We start from the raw sequence: 279 nt of genomic DNA, 5'->3' as shown, positions 1-279 counted from the left end.
GTCCAGTTATCATAAGGCACATACGAATATAGATAGCGTGCGCCTATGATATGAATGAGGAGGAATATTGAGGCAAGGGCATAGGAGCGTGAGCTAATATGCCAGTAGCGATACGCAAACAGCATTGATGCCAAAAACAACAGCGTGCCTAATTGATGGAGGAGGTAGCTTGACCACTCTAGAGGCTCAATGCTTGCCAGTACCATGACGATAAATACCGCTACAGTACTGACAATGACAGAGTTAAAGTTTCGATGCATTTGCACGCTTCTTTAATTA

Annotated in this window: 1 protein-coding gene; it reads right to left on the bottom strand. The window is 43.7% G+C overall.

Annotation, left to right across the window (positions count from 1 at the left end; genetic code table 11):
- The coding region (locus AAEZ05_RS28375) for a DUF2238 domain-containing protein (RefSeq protein ID WP_350649899.1) at positions 1 to 260 on the bottom strand (260 nt) is incomplete at its 3' end.
- Positions 261 to 279 lie beyond the last annotated feature (19 nt).

It is taken from the genome of Pseudomonas sp. HY13-MNA-CIBAN-0226 (assembly GCF_040310305.1).
Classification (GTDB): domain Bacteria; phylum Pseudomonadota; class Gammaproteobacteria; order Pseudomonadales; family Pseudomonadaceae; genus Aquipseudomonas; species Aquipseudomonas gregormendelii.
This window is presented reverse-complemented; position numbering and strand designations above follow the sequence as displayed.